This window comes from Micromonospora sp. NPDC050200, from assembly GCF_040656135.1.
Taxonomy (GTDB): Bacteria; Actinomycetota; Actinomycetes; order Mycobacteriales; family Micromonosporaceae; genus Micromonospora.
In genome coordinates this window covers 80,303-97,586 of sequence record NZ_JBFALG010000021.1, presented here as the reverse complement: position 1 = coordinate 97,586, position 17,284 = coordinate 80,303, and the positions used below count along the sequence as shown (strand labels likewise).

At 73.3% G+C, this 17,284-nt stretch carries 13 protein-coding genes; 7 read left to right on the top strand and 6 right to left on the bottom strand.

Annotation, left to right across the window (positions count from 1 at the left end; all coding sequences use genetic code 11):
- Positions 1–128: 128 nt before the first annotated feature.
- From AB0I41_RS16495 to AB0I41_RS16485, 3 genes are all read left to right on the top strand, one after another.
- Positions 129–371: a DUF5522 domain-containing protein gene (locus AB0I41_RS16495; protein WP_357107624.1), complete on the top strand. Its 243-nt coding sequence runs from the start codon at positions 129–131 to the stop codon at positions 369–371.
- Positions 372–494: 123 nt separating this feature from the next.
- On the top strand, positions 495–1,757 hold the full coding sequence (locus AB0I41_RS16490) for an MFS transporter (protein WP_357107621.1): 1,263 nt from the start codon (positions 495–497) through the stop codon (positions 1,755–1,757).
- Between the two features lie 196 nt (positions 1,758–1,953).
- Positions 1,954–2,502, top strand: coding sequence for a hypothetical protein (locus AB0I41_RS16485; RefSeq protein WP_357107619.1), 549 nt, complete (start codon positions 1,954–1,956; stop codon positions 2,500–2,502).
- A 13-nt stretch (positions 2,503–2,515) separates the two neighbouring features.
- On the opposite strand, the gene AB0I41_RS16480 is transcribed toward AB0I41_RS16485, so the two are convergent.
- Positions 2,516–3,202: a metal-dependent transcriptional regulator gene (locus AB0I41_RS16480; RefSeq protein ID WP_357107617.1), complete on the bottom strand. Its 687-nt coding sequence runs from the start codon at positions 3,200–3,202 to the stop codon at positions 2,516–2,518.
- Positions 3,203–3,300: 98 nt separating this feature from the next.
- On the opposite strand from AB0I41_RS16480, the gene AB0I41_RS16475 reads away from it, so the two are divergent.
- From AB0I41_RS16475 to AB0I41_RS16465, 3 genes are read left to right on the top strand one after another with little or no spacing between them, the layout of a single operon-like run.
- Entirely contained in the window at positions 3,301–4,158 is an 858-nt protein-coding gene (locus AB0I41_RS16475) for a sulfurtransferase (RefSeq protein WP_357107615.1), read from the top strand.
- Between the two features lie 48 nt (positions 4,159–4,206).
- Positions 4,207–5,388, top strand: a complete 1,182-nt coding sequence (locus tag AB0I41_RS16470; RefSeq protein WP_357107612.1) for an acetoin utilization protein AcuC — start codon at positions 4,207–4,209, stop codon at positions 5,386–5,388.
- Positions 5,389–5,416: 28 nt separating this feature from the next.
- Positions 5,417–7,972 carry a GNAT family N-acetyltransferase gene (locus tag AB0I41_RS16465; protein WP_357107609.1) on the top strand — a complete coding sequence of 852 codons (2,556 nt, stop codon included), beginning with the start codon at positions 5,417–5,419 and terminating at the stop codon, positions 7,970–7,972.
- 105 nt (positions 7,973–8,077) lie between these two features.
- Here the strand turns inward: AB0I41_RS16465 and sigB are convergent, their stop codons facing one another.
- A complete protein-coding gene (gene sigB / locus AB0I41_RS16460; RefSeq protein WP_357107694.1) occupies positions 8,078–9,082 on the bottom strand; it encodes an RNA polymerase sigma factor SigB in 1,005 nt (334 codons plus the stop codon).
- 234 nt (positions 9,083–9,316) lie between these two features.
- Between sigB and AB0I41_RS16455 the strand changes: the two genes are divergently transcribed.
- The gene (locus AB0I41_RS16455) at positions 9,317–10,105 is read left to right on the top strand and encodes a sporulation protein (protein WP_357107606.1); all 789 of its coding nucleotides are present in this window, start codon (positions 9,317–9,319) and stop codon (positions 10,103–10,105) included.
- Between the two features lie 127 nt (positions 10,106–10,232).
- Here the strand turns inward: AB0I41_RS16455 and AB0I41_RS16450 are convergent, their stop codons facing one another.
- The 4 genes from AB0I41_RS16450 to AB0I41_RS16435 all read right to left on the bottom strand — a co-directional run bounded on the left by AB0I41_RS16450 (position 10,233) and on the right by AB0I41_RS16435 (position 17,097).
- Positions 10,233–11,222, bottom strand: a complete 990-nt coding sequence (locus AB0I41_RS16450; protein ID WP_357107603.1) for a helix-turn-helix domain-containing protein — start codon at positions 11,220–11,222, stop codon at positions 10,233–10,235.
- A 137-nt stretch (positions 11,223–11,359) separates the two neighbouring features.
- Positions 11,360–15,082 carry a S8 family serine peptidase gene (locus tag AB0I41_RS16445; RefSeq protein WP_357107600.1) on the bottom strand — a complete coding sequence of 1,241 codons (3,723 nt, stop codon included), beginning with the start codon at positions 15,080–15,082 and terminating at the stop codon, positions 11,360–11,362.
- Positions 15,083–15,190: 108 nt separating this feature from the next.
- Positions 15,191–15,613 carry a D-aminoacyl-tRNA deacylase gene (gene dtd / locus AB0I41_RS16440; RefSeq protein ID WP_357107597.1) on the bottom strand — a complete coding sequence of 141 codons (423 nt, stop codon included), beginning with the start codon at positions 15,611–15,613 and terminating at the stop codon, positions 15,191–15,193.
- Positions 15,613–17,097 carry a methyltransferase gene (locus AB0I41_RS16435; RefSeq protein WP_357107594.1) on the bottom strand — a complete coding sequence of 495 codons (1,485 nt, stop codon included), beginning with the start codon at positions 17,095–17,097 and terminating at the stop codon, positions 15,613–15,615. The genes dtd and AB0I41_RS16435 overlap by 1 nt, the downstream gene beginning before the upstream one ends.
- Positions 17,098–17,284: the final 187 nt, after the last annotated feature.

Here is a 17,284-nt window from a genome sequence, read left to right as displayed (position 1 = left end):
CCGGCCCGTTCACCGACCTGCTCACCCAGGGTGTTCACCGAGACCCCGTCCCCGCGCGTCTGACCCGTCCCGGACGTCGGACGGTGACGGGCGGCCGGAGGTGACGGAGGGCTCCGTAGACTGCGCCGGTGGGTGGAGAACGGCGACCGTTGGCGGACCGGCCGTTGACCGAGCCGCACCTGTCGCGGCTGCCGCCGGAGCATCCCGACCGGGAGCGGATCCTCGCCGCCCACGCCGCCGCGCTCGCCGCCGGTGAGGCCGGCTACCTCGACCCGGCCAGCGGGCTCTTCGTGCTCAGCGCCGGCTTCCTGGCCCGCCGTGGCACCTGCTGTGGCCGTGGCTGCCGGCACTGCCCGTACGTCGACGACTGACCGTCGACGCTGCCCGCGTTAATCGGGTGCCCCGACCGGTGGCGCCGCCTAGGTTGGGGCGGCCGAGCCGCCGGCCCGGTGGCGGCCGAGTCGGCCCGTCCTTCCGTGCGACAGGTGTGATCCGTGACCCAGCAACTGGAGGCCGTCGATCGGCCCGGCTCCCGGCCGCTCTGGCGCAGCCGCGACTTCGCCCTGCTCTGGGGTGGTCAGACGGTCAGCGAGGTGGGCACCCGGATCTCCGGGGTGGCCGTACCGCTGCTCGCCGCCGAGACCCTCGACGCCAGCGTCTTCCAGGTCTCGCTGCTGACCTTCCTGGCCTGGCTGCCGTACCTGCTCTTCTCGCTCCCCGCCGGCCTGCTCGCCGACCGGGTCGACCAGCGGCGGCTGATGGTCGCCTGCGACCTCGGCCGCGCCGCGCTGCTGCTGTCGGTGCCGGTGGTCGCCCTGGTCGGGCGCCTCACCCTGCCCTTCCTGTACGTCGTCGTCGGACTCGCCGGCGTGCTGACGGTGTTCTTCACCGTGGCCTACAAGAGCATCCTGCCCCGGCTGGTGCCGGCGGACCGGCTCGTCGAGGGCAACGCCCGGCTCACCGTCAGCCAGGACACCGCCCAGCTGGTCGGGCCGACCGTCGGCGGGACGCTGACCGGGCTCGTCGGCGCGGCGTGGACCTTCCTCGGCACCGCGCTCGCCTTCGTGGCCAGCGCGGTGACGCTGCTGCTGATCCGGCCGCCGGCCGCCGCCCGGCCCGCCACCGGCCCTCGGGTGCCGGTGCGGGCCGCCCTCACCGAGGGGCTGGGATTCATCCGCCGGCAGCCCATCCTGCTCTCCATCCTGGCCTGCGTCACCACGTCCAACTTCTTCGCCATCGCGACCAGCTCGCTGGAGGTCACCTACCTGGTGCGGGAGCTGCACGCCGCCCCGGCGGTGGTCGGCGTGGTCTTCTCCCTCGGCGCGGTCGGTGGGCTGGTCACCGGCGCGTTGGCCGATCGGCTATCCCGGTGGATCGGCTCGGCGCGAGTGATCTGGGTCGCGATGGCCGCCCCCGGGCCGCTCTACCTGCTCGTGCCGCTGGCCCGGCCCGGCTGGGGGCTGGTGCTGTACGTCGTCGGCCTCGCCGCGTTCTCCGCCAACGCCGTGCTGTTCAACGTCGCCATCCTGTCCTACCGGCAGCGCGTCACCCCGCCGGAGCTCCTCGGCCGGGTCACCGCCTCGTTCCTGTGGATCTGCTTCGGGGTGGTCCCGCTCGGCGCGCTCTTCGGCGGGACGCTCGGCAGCCAGTGGGGGCTGCGGCCGGCGCTGGTGGTCTGCGCGCTGGGCACGTGGAGCGCGGCGCTCTTCGTCGTCTTCTCGCCACTGCGGCGGATGCGCGACCTGCCGGCGGACTGATCTCCACTTCGGGACCCGCGGACGCCCCGTTGACCCGGCAGTCGCGGAGTGCGACCGCCACCGCGGGAAGCGGCCGCGTCGGCGAGGGACCCGCCCCGGCGGGCGCGCCGGTGGACTTCCGTGCCGGCACGGGTTGCCCGTACGGTGTCCGACGGACATCCGGCGGGCACGCCGCCGACGACCGCGGAGGTTCCCCGTGCAAACCCGGATCTGGCTCGTCGCCTCGGCCGTACTGCTGACCGCCGGCTGCGGCGGCGAGCCCGAGCCGGTGGCCGTGCCCCCGGTGGAGCCGCCGACGGTCGAGGTGGCCGCCGCCTCCTCGGGCGGCGCCTGCCGGCTGCTGGACTTCGCGGTCATCGAGGAGCACGCCGGCGTCCGCTTCGACGTGGCCGCCGCCAGCGACAAGGGCGACACCCACACCTGCGTGGTACGCGCCGCCGGCGCCACGCTGCCCGAGCTGACCCTGACGGTCACCGACACCTCGATCGACGTGTCGACCTTCACCGCCGACGTGCTGCCGAAGGGGGCGACCAAGGTGTCGAAGCTGGGCCAGGTCGCCTACCGCCGCACGCTCGCGAAGACGGCGAAGCACGGGCCGGTCGCCGAGGTCGGCTGGCTCGCCACCGAGGACCGGCTGGCCACCCTGCACTGGACCTGCAAGCCGGGCGCGGCGAAGGCCGAGGCCGAGGAGGTGGCGGGCAAGCTGGTCGCCCTGGCCAAGAAGATCGAAACCCGGGCCATGTGAGGCCCGGGGCGGGTCAGCGGGCGGCGACGAAGACCCGCGAAGCCACCTCGCGGGGCAGCCGGATCCGCTCGCCCGAGCGGTCGATGAACACCCCGTCCCGTTCCTGGGCGACGGTGACCGTGGCGCCCGGGTCGACCCCGGCGGCGTGCAGTTGGCGCAGCACGTCGGCGTCGGTCTGCACGCTCTCGCAGATCCGCCGCACCACGACCGGCCCGGAGAGGCCGGGGAAGGCGAGGTTCCGCTCACCCTCGGCGCTGTCGGCGGCCTCGGGCTCCGGTGAGCCCAGCGCCTCCAGCCCCGGAATCGGGTTGCCGTACGGCGAGCGGGTGGGCCGGTTGAGCAGGTCGTAGACCCGCTTCTCGACGGCGTCGCTCATCACGTGCTCCCACCGGCAGGCCTCCTCGTGGGCCTCCTCGTAGGGCATCCCGATGACGTTGACCAGCAGCAACTCGGCGAGGCGGTGCTTGCGCATCACGGAGACGGCGGTGCCGCGACCCAGCGAGGTCAGCGTCAGCTGCCGGTCGCCCTCGACGGTGAGCAGGCCGTCACGTTCCATCCGGGCGACGGTCTGGCTGACCGTGGGCCCGCTCTGCCGCAGCCGCTCGGCGATCCGGGCGCGCAGCGGCGGCACCCCCTCCTCTTCGAGCTCGAGGATGGTGCGAAGGTACATCTCGGTCGTATCGACCAGGTCATGCTTCACGTCTGCGGCCTCCCGGTGGTCGATGCTACCCCGGCGGCCCGACCATCGACCGGCGGCGAACCGCGAGGTGACTGCCCCGATGGTGTTGACTGGTCGTCATGTCCGGAACAGAGGCGCCGCTGATCGAGACCGCGCAGCTCGCCGCCGCGCTCGCCGAGCCCGACCCGCCCACCCTGCTCGACGTGCGCTGGCGCCTGGTCGGCCCGCCCGGCCGGGACGACTACGCCGCAGGTCACCTGCCCGGCGCGGTCTTCGTCGACCTGGACACCGCGCTCTGCGGCCCGCCCGGCGCGGCCGGCCGGCACCCGCTGCCCGACCCGGCCGCGCTCCAGGCCGCGCTGAGGGCCGCCGGCGTCCGCGCCGGTCACCCCGTCGTGGTGTACGACGGCGGCGACGGCATGGCCGCCGCCCGCGCCTGGTGGACCCTGCGCTGGGCCGGGCACCGGCCGGTACGGCTGCTGCACGGCGGCTGGCCGGCCTGGCTCGCCGCCGGCCTGCCCACCTCCACCGAGGTGCCCACCCCGCCCCCGGGTGACGTGACCGTCCGCCCCGGCGCCCTGCCGGTGCTGGACACCGCCGCCGCGGCGCAGCTCGCCGCCGCCGACGAGGGGGTCCTGCTCGACGTCCGGGCCGCGCCCCGCTACCGGGGCGAGACCGAGCCGGTCGACCCCGTCGCCGGGCACGTGCCGGGCGCGGTGAACCTGCCCGCCCCGGAGTACGTCACCGAGGGGCGCTTCCCGGCCGCCGAGGCGCTGCGCGAGCGGTTCGCCGCCGCCGGCGTGACCGGGGGCGCGCCGGTCGGGGCGTACTGCGGATCGGGGGTGACCGCCGCGCAGGCGGTGCTCGCCCTGCACCTGGCGGGGCGGCCGGACGCCGCCCTCTACGTCGGCTCGTGGAGCAACTGGGTGGCCGACCCGGACCGGCCGGTCGCCACCGGGGAGACACCACGCCCCTGAGCAGCGCGTGCGGTGGGCGGCCGCCGGCGCTCGTGCGACGATGACCCCATGTCGGACGACACGGTGGTGGTGTGGGACGAGGCGCTGCTCGCCTACGACATGGGCGAGCACCCGCTGGACCCGGTGCGGGTCGAGCTGACCGTCGCGTTGGCCCGTGAGCTGGGTGTCCTGGACCGGCCGGGGGTGCGGCTGGTCAAGCCGGCGCCGGCCGACGAGGCGCTGCTGACCCGGGTGCACCAGCCGGACTACCTGGCCGCGGTCCGGGCCGCGCCCCGCGACCCGCTCTTCGCCGGGTACGGGCTGGGCACCTCGGACAACCCCGTCTTCGAGGGGATGCACGAGTCCAGTGCGCTGATCGCCGGGGCCAGCGTCGCCGCCGCCGAGGCGGTCTGGCGGGGCGAGGCCCGCCGGGCGGTGAACGTGGCGGGTGGGCTGCACCATGCCATGCCGGACCGGGCCGCCGGCTTCTGCGTCTACAACGACCCCGCGGTGGCCATCGCCCGCCTGCTCGACCTCGGCGCCGAGCGGGTCGCGTACGTGGACGTGGACGTGCACCACGGCGACGGCGTGCAGGAGATGTTCTACCGCGACCCGCGGGTGCTGACGGTCAGCCTGCACGAGACCCCGCTGGCGCTCTTTCCCGGCACCGGCTTCCCCGACGAGACCGGCGGCCCGGGCGCCGAGGGCAGCGCGGTCAACGTGCCGCTGCCGCCCGGCATCGACGACGCCGGCTGGCAGCGCGCGTTCCACGCGATCGTGCCGTCGGTGCTGCGCGCGTTCCGGCCGCAGATCTTGGTCACCCAGTGCGGCGCGGACGGGCACCGGGTCGACCCGCTGGCCGACCTGCACCTCACCGTCGACGGGCAGCGCGCCACCTACCTGGCCCTGCGGGCGCTCGCCGACGAGCTCTGCGAGGGCCGCTGGGTGGCCACCGGCGGCGGCGGGTACGCGCTGGTCGAGGTGGTGCCCCGGGCGTGGACGCACCTGTTGGCCATCGCCGGCGGCGATCCGATCGCGCCGGCCACGCTGACCCCGCCGGCCTGGCGGGAGCTGGCCGCGAAGCGGTTGCCCGGCCGGGACATCCCGCTGCGGATGACCGACGACGTCGACCCGGCGTACGAGCCGTGGCAGCCGACCGGCGAGCCCACCTCCGTGGACCGGGCGATCGCCGCCACCCGCAAGGCGGTCTTCCCGCTGTTCGGGCTCGACCCGTACGATCCGCGCGACTGAGCCGGTGCCCTGGGGAGGAGACCGACCGGTGACCACTGTCGAGCAACCGGTGGACGTGCTGCTCAGTGACGGCAGCACCGTCCAGCTGCGTCCGATCCGCCCGCAGGACGCGCCGGAGATCGTGGCGATGCACTCGCGCTTCTCCGAGCGCACCCGCTACCTGCGTTACTTCTCCCCGTACCCGCGCATCCCCGAGCGGGACCTGCAACGCTTCGTCAACGTCGACCACGGCGACCGGGAGGCGTTCGTGGTGCTCGCCGGCGGCCGGCTCGTCGCCGTCGGCCGGTACGAGCGGCTGGGTCCGGAGGCCCCGGAGGCCGAGGTGGCGTTCGTGGTCGAGGACGCGTACCAGGGCCGGGGGATCGGCTCGGTGCTGATGGAGCACCTGGCCGACGCGGCCCGGCGTGCCGGCATCGTGCACTTCGTCGCCGAGGTGCTCCCCGCCAACGGCGCGATGCTGCGGGTCTTCTCCGACTTCGGCTACCAGGTCCAGCGCCAGTACGCCGACGGCGTGGTGCACCTGAGTTTCCCGATCGCCCCCACCGAGTCGACCCTGGAGGTGCAGCGCGGCCGGGAGCACCGCACCGAGGCCCGCTCGATCGCCCGGCTGCTCGCCCCGCGCGGCATCGCCGTCTACGGCGCCAGCGCCACCGGCCAGGGCGTCGGCGCGGCCGTGCTCGGGCACCTGCGCGACGGCGGCTACCCCGGCGCGATCGTGCCGGTGCACCCCAGCGCGGCCACCGTGGCCGGGCTGCCCGCGTACCCGTCGGCGGCCGACGCCGGTCTCGACGTCGACCTGGCGGTCGTGGCGGTGGCCACCGACGCGGCGCCGCTGGTGGTCGCGGACGCCGCCGCCGCCGGCGCGCACGGCCTGGTGGTCATCTCCGCCGGCTTCGCCGAGGCCGGGCCGGGCGGCGCGGCGGCGCAGCGCGCGCTGGTCCGCGCCGCGCACGCCGCCGGCATGCGCGTGGTCGGCCCGAACTGCCTGGGCGTGGCCAACACCGACGAGAAGGTACGCCTCAACGCCACCCTCGCCCCCGTCCTGCCGGCACCCGGCCGGGTCGGCCTGTTCAGCCAGTCCGGCGTGTTCGGGGTGGCGCTGCTCGCCGAGGCCCGGCGGCGCGGCCTCGGCCTGTCCAGCTTCGTGTCGGCCGGCAACCGGGCCGACGTCTCCGGCAACGACCTGCTCCAGTACTGGCAGGACGACCCGGGCACCGACGTGATCCTGCTCTACCTGGAGACCTTCGGTAACCCGCGCAAGTTCGCCCGGCTGGCCCGGCGGATCGGCCGGGACAAGCCGGTGGTGGCGCTCGCCTCGCTGGCCCGACCGGCCGGCCTCGGCACGGGGCCGGCGCTGGACGCCGCCGCGGTCAGCGCGCTGTTCGCCCAGTCCGGGGTGATCCGGGTGGACACCGTCGCCGAGCTGCTCGACGTCGGCGTGCTGCTGGCCCACCAGCCGCTGCCCGCCGGCCCCCGCGTCGGCGTGGTCGGCAACTCCTCGGCGTTGACCGGGCTCGCCGCCACCGCCTGCGCCGCCCAGGGGCTCACCGTCGCCGACGGGTATCCGCGTGACGTCGGCCCGCACGCCGGCGCGGCCGAGTTCACCACCGCGCTGGCCGAGGCCACCGCCGACGGGTGCGTGGACGCCCTGGTCGCCGTCTTCGCCCCGCCGCTGCCCGGCCAGCTCACCATGGAGGAGGCGGACTTCACCGCCGCCCTGCCGACCGCGCTCGCCGCCGGCAAGCCCACTGTGGCGACCTTCCTGGCCGGGCGGGTGCCGGCCGGGGTACCGGCGTACCCGAGCGTGGAGGAGGCGGTGCGGGCGCTGGCCCGGGTCACCAGGTACGCCGCCTGGCTGCGCCGGGACCCGGGCACGCTGCCCGACCTGCCCCGGGTGGACCCCGCCGCCGGGCAGGCCGCGCTGCGCACCGACGCCGCCGAGCCGGCCGGGCTGCTCGCCGCGTACGGGATCGACGTGGTCGGGTCGACGTCGGCGGCCTCCGCCGACGAGGCGGTCGCCGCCGCCGAACGGCTCGGCTGGCCGGTGGCGCTCAAGGCCGCCGCCCCCGGCCTGCGGCACCGGCTCGACCTCGGCGCCGTACGCCTCGACCTGGCCGACCCGGTCGCGCTGCGCCGCGCCTACGCCGAGATGGCGCCGGACTTCGGCGCGGACGTGTTGGTCCAGCCGATGGTCCCGCCGGGGGTGGCGTGCGTGGTGGAGCTGATGGAAGACCCGGCGTTCGGGCCGGTGGTCGGCTTCGGGCTCGGCGGCGTCGCCACCGAGCTGCTCGGCGACCGGGCCTGGCGGGCGGTGCCGCTGACCGACCGGGACGCCGCCGAGCTGGTCGACGAGCCGCGGGCCGCGCCGCTGCTGCACGGGCACCGGGGCGCCGCGCCGGTGGACCGGGCCGCCCTGATCGACCTGCTGCTGCGGGTCGGGCGGCTCGCCGACGAGCAGCCCCGGATCCGGTCGCTGACGTTGAACCCGGTGCTGGCCCGGCCGGACGGCATCTCGGTGCTGCACGCCGGCGTGCGGATCGGCTCGGCGGGCGCCCGGCCGGACACCGGCCCCCGCCGGCTCTGAGCCCCCGGCTCAGCCCCGGCCGGAGATCTGCGATCCGTACCTCATGGGGAAGCCGGCACGTGGGAAGGCCCCGGCGAACCGCCGGGGCCTTCCCGTCGGGGTGGGTCAGCAGGCGTACGCCTCCAGGCGCTGCGCCCGCTCCGGGGCGCGCAGCTTCAGCAGCGTCACCTTCTCGATCTGCCGGATCCGCTCCCGGGACAGGCCGAACTCCTTGCCCACCTCGTCCAGGGTGCGCTGCCGGCCGTCGTCCAGGCCGAACCGCAGCCGGATCACCGCCTGCTCCCGCTGGGAGAGGGTGGCCAGCACGATGCGCACCTCGTTGCGCAGCTCGCCGTTGGCGGCGGCGTCACCCGGCTCCTCCCGCGGGTCCACCGCGGCGACGAAGTCACCCAGCGCGCTCTCGCCGTCCTCACCGACGGCCTGGTCCAGGCTGACCGGCTCCCGGTCGTACGAGATCAGCTCGATCACCTGGAACTCGGGGATCTCCAGGGCGACGGCCACCTCGGCCACGGTGGGCTCCCGGCCCAGCGAGACGGACAGCTCGCGGCGGACCCGGACCATCCGGTTGACCTGCTCGACCATGTGCACCGGGATGCGGATGGTGCGGGCCTGGTCGGCCATGGCCCGGGTGATCGCCTGCCGGATCCACCAGGTGGCGTAGGTGGAGAACTTGTAGCCCTTGGCGTAGTCGAACTTCTCCACCGCGCGGATCAGACCCAGGTTGCCCTCCTGGATCAGGTCCAGGAACGCCATCCCGCGCCCGGTGTAGCGCTTGGCGATGCTCACCACCAGCCGCAGGTTCGCCTCCAGCAGGTGGTCCTTGGCGGCGCGGCCCTGCGCCACGACCAGCTCCAGGTCGCTCTTCAGCTCGGCGGAGACCGGGGTACAGGCGGAGAGCTTCTCCTCGGCGAACAGCCCCGCCTCGATCCGCTTCGCCAGCTCGACCTCCTGCGCGGCGGTCAGCAGCTTCGTCCGGCCGATCCCGTTGAGGTAGGCCCGGACGAGGTCGGTGGAGATGCCGCGCTCGTCGGTGGCGTCCAGGTCGGTCAGGTTCTCCGTGCCGTGCTCGGCGTCGGTGGTGGCGGCCGGGCGCGTCTGGTTCTCGATCATCTGCAGGGCCATCTCAGTCTCTCCCCGTGTCCGCTTCTGTGCCGCGTACCGGCCCCAGTGGTGCCGGTGACAGACAGCTTTCCAACCGGGGCGTGAAACGGGAGTGAGGCAATCGGGGACCCGACAGCAATCCGGTCGGCTGCCGGGTGTCGTCGCCGGGTCCGCTTGCCGGATCCGGTTACCGTGCCAGCGGTCGGCCACCGGGGCCGGCCGGGACAGGCAACGGAGGACGTCGTGGTCTTCAAGCGGCTCATGCAGGCGATGGGTGTCGGTGGTCCGTCGGTGGAAACCGTGCTGACCGATCCCCGCTGCCGTCCGGGCGGTCAGCTGGAGGGACGGATCCAGGTGGCCGGCGGGGACCACCAGGTCGACGTCTCCTACGTGGCCCTCGGCCTGGTCACCCGGGTGGAGGTGGAGAGCGGCGAGTCCGCGTACGACACCACGCAGGAGTTCGGCCGCCGCCAGGTCACCGGCGCGTTCCGGCTGGAGCCCGGGCAGCGGTACGACATCCCGTTCCGCTTCGACGTGCCCTGGGAGACCCCGCTGACCGACCTGTACGGGCAGCACCTGCACGGAATGACGATGGGTCTGCGTACCGAGCTGGAGGTGGCGCGGGCCGTCGACTCCGGTGACCTGGACCCGGTGGCGGTGCATCCGCTGCCGGCGCAGGAGCGGCTGCTGGAGGCGCTGCTGCGGCTGGGCTTCCGGTTCGCCCGGGCCGACGTCGAGCGGGGGCACATCTACGGCGTACGCCAGAGCCTGCCGTTCTACCAGGAGATCGAGTTCTACCCGGCGCCGCAGTACGCCCGCGCGATCAACCAGCTGGAGCTGACCTTCATCAGCGAGCCGCAGCAGACCCAGGTGGTGCTGGAGATCGACAAGCGGGGTGGCATCTTCACCGAGGGCCGCGACGCCTTCGGCCGCTTCACCGTCGACCACGCCACCCTGGACCGCACCGACTGGGTCGCCCAGCTGGACGCCTGGCTCCGCCAGTCCATCCAACGGCGCGGCCTCTTCTCCTGACGCTTCCGTTCTCGCCGATCATGAGGTTGGCGGCAGAGTCGATCATTGTCGACGCGCCGTCAACCTCATGATCGACGTGGCGCGGCACCCGGCGATGCCCGGGTGCGCTGTTCGTGCTCCCGGCCCCTCACCTCCAGTCATGCTGCGCGGCGTACCAGCCCAGCTCCATCCGTGTCCTGACACCGGCAAGGTCCATCAGATGGCGCAAACGACGCTGCAGGGTCCGCAAGGAGATGTCGAGCTGGTTGGCGACGACCTGATCGGTGAGCCCGGCCAGCAGCAGTGCCAGGATCTTCCGGTCCAGCTCCGTCGGGGCGCCCGCGTCCACTGCGGTGGCATCGTCATCGGTCAGCCCGGCCAGTGCCGACACGTCGAGCGGGTGGGCGTGGCGCCACACGATCTCGAACAGCGCGTCCATGGCGGACAGCAGGCCGCTGCGGTGCAGCAGCACGGCGCCGGGCTCGCCGCCCGATTCGACGGTCAGCGGCACCAGACCCAGTTCGGCGTCGGCCAGAACGAGCTTGATCGGTAGCGACTCGACCACCCGTACCTGGACGCCTTTGCGCAGTGATGCGACGGTCTCGGCGATCATGCCGGGCTCGGCGAGCGCCGCCCGTTCCAACACGACCCGGTACTCCACCCCGCGGTCCATCATCACTGTTTCCAGCGTGTTGGTGGTGCCTGGGGGCACGGCGACGAACGGCGCGGTGACGAAGTTTCGTACCTGAGTTCGGGCGGCGTGCTGCACCTGCGCGAACCGGTGTCGGATGCCGTCGACTCCGGTGACCACCTCGATCAGTTCGCTGATGCTCCGGCCTGCCGTCGCGACGCGGTGTTCCTCGGCGAGGGTGACGAGTGCAAGCTCGGCGGTGTGCAGGCCGTCCCGCCGTTCGCTGATCAGCGCGCCGAGCGCGACCGCGGGCGGCGCGGCCGAGAATTCGCCGTCGGTCGTGCGCTTCACCAGCCCGTCTGCCATCAGTTGCGACAGCGCCGCTCGGACCGTCGCTTCGGGCAGTCGCGTGGTATCCGCGAGGTGGGCCGAGCTGGCCGCTGTGCGTCCGACCAGCCGACGGTAGACAGACTCCTCATCGGTGCTCAGTCCCAACGCACCCAGCATCGGCGGACGCCTCCCCTCGACCCGTCGCTGCGGTATGAGTATGCGCCTCCGTGATGGATCTTGAACAGCTTCCGGCGGTGGGTGGTGGGACGGGGCGGGCCCCGAGACGTTGCCGTCTCGGGGCCCTTCAAACGGTCTCACCGCAGGCCGTACGCCCGGATGATCTCCTGCTTGATGCTGAAACCGGCGTCGGTCGTACCGGTGGCTCGCACCGACACGAAGCCGCCCGGCTGCTTCGCCAGCTTGAGTGCGCCGTTCCACCAGTCGCCGGCGCCCTTGCTCAGGGTCACCTGCTGCCAGGTGGCGCCGTCGTCGTACGACACCTCCAGGGTCACCGAGGTGACGTTGCCGGTGCTGGGGCCGCCGCCCGCCTGGGGAATCGGCTTGAGGCGGATCTCCTCGGTGCTGCCCGCCTTCACGTCACCGTGCAGGTCGGCGTCGAGGCGGTACTCCATCTGCAGCAGCGCGAACGGTTGGAAGTTGTCCGAGTCGTTGGAGCTGGAGATGAAGTCCCATTCGGTGTGCGTGCGGGTCGACAGCCGCCACTGTTCGGCGGGGCGGGACGCATCCAGCACCAGGTGGTAGGGCAGCGTCCCGGCCGGCACCGACTTCCACTGCAGGTCGGCTCCGCGCTTGTTCTCGTACAGCAGCCGGTCGCCCTGGTAGAGCTTCATGTTGACCGGCACCGAACCCCAGTCCAGGTATCCGCCGTGCTCCAGCACGTCGGCCGACGGGCTCCAGGTCTGGACGTTGATGGTCATGAAGTCGCGGTAGCGGCTGTTCTGCACCGCGAACGCCCGGTTGAACGCCGGACGGATCGCCGGGGCGAACCAGTCCAGCCGGGTGGTGCTGCCCTTGGCGTACGTGTTGCGGTTGGCCACATCCGTCCAGGTGCCCTGAACGTGCGCCTCGGCCCAGACCTGGTCCGGGGTGACCCATTCGGTGCGGGTGCCGGGATGCCACTCCCGCTCCGGGAAGCCGAGCGTCGGGATGAAGGTCAGGTCATTCCGGAGTCCGGAACCCTCCCTCGCCTGCGTGATGTTGTGGTAGCGAGCGTCGATCCGGGCGAGATTCTGCTGGCTCGGGTGGTAGGTGAGTGCCTTGTCCGGCACCTGCCCGGAGTAGTTGCGGGTCAGGTCGTAGAGGTAGCTCGCGTACGGCACCTGGTTGGTGATCAGCTGCAACGTGCCGCCCTTGGCCAGCCCGATCAGCCGCGCCCCGGCGTCGCGGTGCACGGTGGCGACCGGGATCGGCGACTGGCCGACGTACTGGTTGAGGATGCCGACGCCGTCGTTGACGACCAGCAGCAGCTTCGCCCCGGCGGCCACGGCGGCGGCGGTACGGTCCGCGGCACTGACCGCGTCGCTGCGGGTCACCACCACGGCCTTGCCCTTCGCGTCGAGCGTGGCGTACTCGCTCGCCGCACCGGTGCCGGCGTAGACCGCGGGCAGGGTGTCTATGCCGGCGGTGAGCGTGCTACCCGGCTGGACCGTGACGTCCACGGGCGGCAGGCCCGGGACGTCCACGCTCAGCTGCGGCTCGCCCTTGCGCCACCGGGTGACCATCGCGAACGACCCCTCGGTGACCTGGTCGGTCGGCGTGACGTAGAGGTCGTCGTACTTGATCGGCACCATGAACCCGTCACGGAAGCTGTCGCCGTTGGCGTACGTGACGGTGTAGTCGAGCTTGCGCTGCCGGTCCTGGCTGCGCTGCGGCGCGGCGGTGTCCAGCAGGCGTGCCTTGCTCGCGTCCAGCACCACCTCAGCTCCGGAACCGTTGAGCACCGTCTCCGGGTCCACCAACACGGCGATGCCGAGCGAGTCGGCCCGCTCACCCGGAACGTCCAGCGACGACTCGACCGTGTAGGTGCCCGGCGGCATCCGCAGCGTCATCTCACCGTCGATGGTGTACATCCACGGGTAGTATTCGCCGGCCTTCTTGAGCACGACCGTCGAGCTGGCGGGCTTGCCGTCCCGGCCGATCAGCTTGACCTTCAGGTCGTAACGCTCGTCCTCCTTGAGCAGACCGAGGGAGGTACGCGTGACCGCGGTGCCCGTGGCGGCGTCGGTGCCGACGAGGTAGCCGGTGAACTGGCCGGTGCCGGACTTGGTCGGGTCACCGGTGACGGGAACGGCCACGCTCCCGCCCGCGGGCACCGTCACCGAGGAGGCGCCCAACGAGAACCCCGAACCGGTGGTGGCGAGGTTCAGGGTCACGCCGGTGCTGCCCGAGTTGGTGAATGTCACCGGCTTGGTAACCGGGGCGTCGGTGGGCTCGTGCGGCCAGTCGAAGTTGCCGAAGAAGACCGAGCCGGTCGCCCGGACGCCCGTGCGTACGGCGGCGGCGACGTCGAGCCGGCCGGTGCCCACCTGGTACGGCGTGTACCCCGCGGCCAGGCCCTTCGCGCTGCTCATCAGCGCTTCCTTGAGCTGCGCGCCGGACCAGTCCGGGTGGCGCTGGGCCAGAATCGCCGCAGCGCCCGACACGTGTGGAGTCGCCATCGAGGTGCCACTGATGGACCGGTACGGGCCGGTGCCGGTGGTCATCTGCTGCGAGCGGGCGGCGGTGATGTTGACCCCGGGGGCGGTGATGTCCGGCTTGAGCGCGCCGCTGCGCACCAACGGACCGGTGCTGGAGAAGCCTGCCAGGCGGTCCTGCTTGTCGACCGCGCCGACCGTCAGCGCGCTGGCGGCCGAGCTGGGCGTGCCGATGCTCTGCTGCCCGTTGTTGCCGGAGGCGATGACGAACAGCGTGCCGTACTGCGCGGACAGCGTGTCGACCGCGACCGCCATCGGGTCGGTCCCGTCGGAGAGCGTCGGGTCGCTCAGGCTCATGCTGACGACATCCGCCCCGGACTCGGCCGCCCACTGCATGCCGGCGAGCACCCAGGAGTCCTGGCCGAAACCGGCGTTGCCGAGCACCTTGCCGACGATGAGGTCCGCGGCGGGCGCGACACCCTTGTACGCGCCGCCGGAGGCCGCGCCGGTACCCACGATCGTCGAGGCGACGTGGGTGCCGTGCCCGTTGACGTCGGAGGTGTCCTCGTCCGGCACGAAGCTGACCTTGCCGTCGATCTGGTCGACCAGGTCGGGGTGACTGGCGTCGATCCCGGTGTCCAGCACCGCGACCTTCACCCCGCTGCCGTCGTAACCGGCGGCCCACGCCTCGGGCGCGCCGATCTGCGGCACGCTCTCCTTCAGGTTGACCGTCACCCGGCCGTCCAGCCAGAGCTTCGCCATCCCGGCGCCGAGTCTGGGGCTGGACCCGGAGACGGCCGGCGCGACGGTGTTCCAGAAGGTGCGGGCCTGCTTCTTCTCCGCCGCCAGTGCGGCGGCACCGACGGTGGACAGGTTGCGAACCAGCTTCGTGCCCTGCGGCACGGCCGGCTTGGCCGTGCGGGTCTTCGTCGACGGGTACGTGGCGATCAGTGGCACGCTCGCGGTCTTCGCGTCGTCGTACCCCATCTCGATGAGGTCGGTGACGTTGAACAGCCGCCGGTCCAGTTTGTCGGCGGTCAGCAACGGCATCGCCTCGTCGGGCAGGACGAACAGATCGCCGCCGCTCTCCTGGATGTGCACGCCGCCGGTCGCGCTGTCCGGTCTGTCGACGTCGACCGTCTCCTCGCCGCTACCGGAGTTGGTGACGGTAACCACGTCGCCGGTGATCAAGGTGACGGTCTGCTCGTAGGTGGCTGCCGCCTTGGCGGCCGTGGGCGGGCTGGTGGCCGTGGGCGGGCTGGCGGCCGTCGCTGGCGTCTGGGCCGCGGTGAATCCGGCCGCGATCAGTCCGGCCGCCGATGCGGCGGCGACCAGCCGTCGTCTCGTACGGCCGGCCGCGATGGGCACTGTGGGGGATGACATGCGTTGGTTCTACCGTCGCGGTCCGGCCTGATGAACAGCTGAAGACGACGGAGTTCCGCCAAGGCGTCACTCCGCCACCGGGGTGTCGTTCGCCGGGCGAGGTGTCGGTCAGAGTTCGAGCAGCACCGTGCGGGGGCCGACGTTGATGCTCTCCACGAGCATGTGGGCCCGGAACCGGCCGGTCTCCACCTTTGCCCCCCGGGCCCGCAGAGCCTCGACCACCTCGGTCACCAGCGGCTCGGCCACCGGAGCCGGGGCGGCGGCGGTCCAGCTCGGCCGCCGCCCCTTGCGCGCGTCCCCGTAGAGCGTGAACTGGCTGACCACGAGGATCGGTGCGCCGGTGTCGGCGGCCGATCGCTCGTCGTCCAGGATCCGCAGCTCGTGCACCTTGCGGGCCATCGTCTGCGCGGTCTGCACCGTGTCGTCGTGGGTGACGCCGACCAGCACCAGCAGGCCGTCGTCGATCGCGCCCACCACCTCGCCGTCCACCGTCACGCTGGCCCGGCTCACGGTCTGCACCACCGCCCGCATCAGCCCTCCACCGGCTCGATGATGCCGCGCTCGACCAGGTGCGCCACGATCGGGCCGGCGGCCTCGGTCAGCTCCTGCGGGGTGACGTCGTGCGCGGCGGCTAGCAGGGCGAGCTGGTCGCGCAGCGCCAGCCGGCCGTCGCACCCGCCCACCAGCGCCAGCACCAGCGGGTCGATCTCCTCGGTCCAGCGCAGCCCGTGCGGCATCGCGAGGACCTGCCGGTCCACCGCCCAACCCTCCTCGCCCATGGTGGCCTCCTGCCGCAGCTGGAGCCCTCGGGCGGCCCGGTAGCGCTCGGCGAGCAGCGCGTCGGTGTCGCGTACCCGGAGGAAGTCCTGCCGGTCGAACCAGGTGGCGATCCGGTCGCCCATCGGCGGTTCCACCCGCTGGCGCAGGTCCTCCACCCGGACCACCGGGTCGGCGTGCCCGCCGCGGCGCAGCGAGACGATGCCGAACCCGATCGCCTCCACCTTGTGCGCGTCGAACCAGTCCAGCCAGCCCGCCATCCGCTGCGGGTCGGCCGCCTCGCCGACGTCGGTGAGCCAGAGGTTGACGTACGCCATCGGGTCGGCCACCTCGCGCTGGATCACCCAGGCGTCCAGGCCGGTGCCGGCGAACCAGCCGGTCACCCGTTCGTGCCACTCCTCGCCGGCCACGTGCACCCAGTTCGCCAGGTACTGCATGGTGCCGCCCTCGGTGAGCAGGCCCGGCGCGGCGGCGGCCAGCTCGGCGCCGATCGCGTCGCCGACCCGCCCGGAGTCCCGGTACACGTGGGTGGTGGTGCCGGGACCGACCACGAACGGCGGGTTGCTCACCACCAGGTCGAAGCGGCGTCCGGCGACGGGAGCGACCAGGTCGCCGTGCAGCAGCTCCCAGTCCTGGCCGTTGAGGGCGGCGGTGGTGGCGGCGAAGCGCAGCGCCCGCTCGGAGACGTCGGTGGCGGTGACCCGGCGGGCGTGGGTGGCCAGGTGCAGCGCCTGTACGCCGGAGCCGGTGCCCAGGTCCAGCGCGGTCTCCACCGGCCGGCGGACGGTGGCGCCGATCAGCGTCTGGGTGGCTCCGCCGATGCCGAGCACATGCTCGCTGTGCAGCGGCCGGCCGGGGCGGGCGCTGGCCGGCACGTCGGCGAGGACCCACCAGTCGTCCCCGTACGGCTCCAGGTCGACCCCGGCGCGCAGGCCGTCGCCGTGCCGCTCGACCAGGCCCCCGGCGAGCGCCTCGGCGATGTCCAGCGGGGCCAGCGCGGCGGCCACCGTCGCCTCGGACTCGGTCTGGTCGCAGATGAAGACCCGGATCAGCGTGGCGAGCGGGTCGCGGTCCTCGGTGGCGCGCAGGGCCGCGCGGAAGTCGTTGCGGGCCGCCCCGCCGGTGCCCTGCGGGCCGAGCCGGTCGGCGATGCCGTTCGAGGTGAAGCCCGCCCGGCCGAGGGCGGTCCGCAGCGCCTCGACGCCGGCGGGGGAGAGCAGCATGTCGTGTCGTTCCACGTCGTCATCCTGCCTCCCGGCGATCGCCGATCGGCCGGCACCCGCGACATCCGTACCGCGAGCAGAATAGATTTGCCGTTATCTCTTTCATGAATATCGATGTATGGCTAGCATCTGCCCCAACATCCGTCGATGGGCGTCCCGGCGGCCACCAGCCTGCCCGGGCGCACCGGTAGGGAGTCACACG

Coding starts and splice junctions, on each gene's coding strand:
- AB0I41_RS16470 (WP_357107612.1), top strand. CDS start 4,207: ATGTCGGACGACACGGTGGTGGTGTGGGACGAGGCGCTGCTCGCCTAC.
- AB0I41_RS16450 (WP_357107603.1), bottom strand. CDS start 11,222: ATGCTGGGTGCGTTGGGACTGAGCACCGATGAGGAGTCTGTCTACCGT.
- sigB (WP_357107694.1), bottom strand. CDS start 9,082: ATGATCGAGAACCAGACGCGCCCGGCCGCCACCACCGACGCCGAGCAC.
- dtd (WP_357107597.1), bottom strand. CDS start 15,613: ATGCGGGCGGTGGTGCAGACCGTGAGCCGGGCCAGCGTGACGGTGGAC.
- AB0I41_RS16475 (WP_357107615.1), top strand. CDS start 3,301: ATGTCCGGAACAGAGGCGCCGCTGATCGAGACCGCGCAGCTCGCCGCC.
- AB0I41_RS16445 (WP_357107600.1), bottom strand. CDS start 15,082: ATGTCATCCCCCACAGTGCCCATCGCGGCCGGCCGTACGAGACGACGG.